The sequence below is a fragment of the Anaerohalosphaeraceae bacterium genome, from assembly GCA_035378985.1.
Lineage (GTDB): Bacteria > Planctomycetota > Phycisphaerae > Sedimentisphaerales > Anaerohalosphaeraceae > JAHDQI01.
The window spans coordinates 1-2,301 of sequence record DAOSUR010000042.1 but is presented as its reverse complement, the minus strand read 5'-3'; the positions used below and the strand labels follow the sequence as shown (position 1 = coordinate 2,301).

General features: G+C 46.3%; 1 protein-coding gene. It reads right to left on the bottom strand.

Annotated elements, in window-relative coordinates:
- Positions 1-2,301: hypothetical protein (locus PKY88_13290; protein HOQ06174.1), on the bottom strand; the 2,301-nt coding region annotated here is incomplete at both ends.

Genomic DNA, 2,301 nt, shown 5'->3' with positions numbered 1-2,301 from the left:
TGACCTCATCCGCATCAATCCCCTCCAAATCCTCCATCAGCACGGATTCGGCCTTAACCCGATATTCCGGCACGTGCCCGTCGTAATCATAGATGCTCTCATAAACGCTGCCGCCGGTATAATCCACCCAGTTTGCATTATAGAGAATCGGCTTCCCCCAGAAAGCGTTCTCGTATTTCGGCGGATTGTTATCCGGCCCGAAAATATCAATCAAGCGGACATCGGCCTTTTCCTTCAGCCGCCGCCAGATTTTGTCGGATATTTTCGTAAAATCAAACACAGTTAAAAAATCATTTTTATTGAAAACGGCTACTTCTATCGTTGTATTACTGTTGTTCAAATATTGACCTTCATAAACAGGTTCACAAATACCGAGATTGGCAAAGTTGTAAATAGACCTAATGCGAATGATTGACGGTTCATCCGCATCCGGTCTAACTGGAATTAATAAATAACCGTATAAATCATAATTACTGTCTTTTGGCGTTCTTGGAACATTAACTGTACCGACTTTGGTTATTCCAAAAGCTATCGGCGAATCCGAGCCGCCGTATGCAGCCCAAAGTGATTGGCGCGGATAGTTTATTTTTAATCTGATGAGAAAATAAACGGCATTTAAATCATACTGTTCACATTCCAATACAACAGCAGATTCACAATAGTACGGAATCCCGCAGAAGTTATTTACACAATAACCTTTTGCCCCTGCGAGAATCGGCAAGTGATGTCCAACCAGAGTTATTGTGCCGGAAGACCATTGACTTACATCACTAATGTAGTTCTCTGCAAGGGCATTTTCAGCAATTGCAATAATGGCTTCTTTGTTCGGGAAATAAATAGAACCGTTATTGTCCTTGAAATAATCTTCAATATGCAAATAAAAGTATTTTAATGAATAATTCGTCAGAATTGGTTGGAAAACGTTTAGCTGCTTGAGTACCATTCGGCAGTCATTGAGAATCTGATAGATTCTTGTTGTATAATATTCCCGCCCTTCGGCCTCAAAGTTCGGCCCGTGATTGGCCGACAAATCCTCGCCGCCGTAATCATCTTGCGACGGTGCCGTAAATCGATGATGTCCCGGCATCGTCAGGTGATATTCGCCGTATGGGTCATTCCACGAATAATCCTCGTAATTATGGCAGGGCGGCTCGCCCCTCGACGAGTCCCGCATCTTGCCCTCCCGAACATAGCCGAGCGTCCGCTTCCACGTCCGACGCCAGGTGCCCTTGGGAATCGGCCAGCAGACATTCGCCACGTCTTGGATACTATTGCATACGACTCCGTGAACAGTGGTCGGAAAGGACCAGTATCCAGGATTGGCTAAAAAGAGTGTTCTTATTTTCAAGACTCTTTCGCTAATAAATGGATGCTGGTCATCATAGTACCAGTCGTAATAGTTGGGCCCCATCTTTTTCAAAATTAATTCCATTGCCGAACCATTCTCGCCCCATAACTCATCATGCAGTTCAGCATAGGCAGGGGCTGTTGGGTCTATGTCAGGCCGATAAGCCCCGGTCCCGAAGTCATTGTAAGCGTTTTGATAGGTGCGGTTTTGAATAGTGCCATAAAGTTCATACTCGAGCATCTGAGGCAGGGTATCATTCTCTAAGTACGATGGATGATTCACCTTAAACCAATTCTGTTTATAAGTGTCATCTACCGGCATCATCCATCCGGACTGCTCTACCAGATACTCCACCATATTTTGGATGGCGGAATCTATCTTGCTTTGCTCCCACCAGTCCCGGGGCGAAAGATGGAGTGTTAGCAGCGGTTTGTCGCCGTAATAAATCATTCCAGGCCCGCTGCTAAGCACACGAATTGTACTGGTTTTGTATTGCTGATGAGTCGACACACAATGCCAATTGTTCTGATTATCCTGCCAGGCATAGGCCTTCGGGTCGTCAATTGCTCCCAGTTTGGAAGCGTTGGTGATTTGCCAGCGGCGGATAGGCACTTTGCCGCCGTATTTCCAGCGATGATTCTTTTTGTTCACAAAATAAAACGGCGGAATCTGCTCTTTCGGGTCCACTTGAAAAGAAAGAAACTCATCCGCCCTCCAGCCGGCAAAGTACAGCGTAAAATACCCGAGCGTTTCCTCCCAATCACTGGTTAGGATATATCGGTGCGAATTTCGGTCATAGCAATGATACAAATTGGGATTGACGGCCCGAATCCAATCACCATTTAAATCAATGGCGAACGGCCCGCCGCTGGGCGGTCTGCCGTCGTTCGGCCCCCGCGCATTCCCCTCGTATCGATGATACTGGTCTTTTGCTGTCCACCACTTGCCGGATT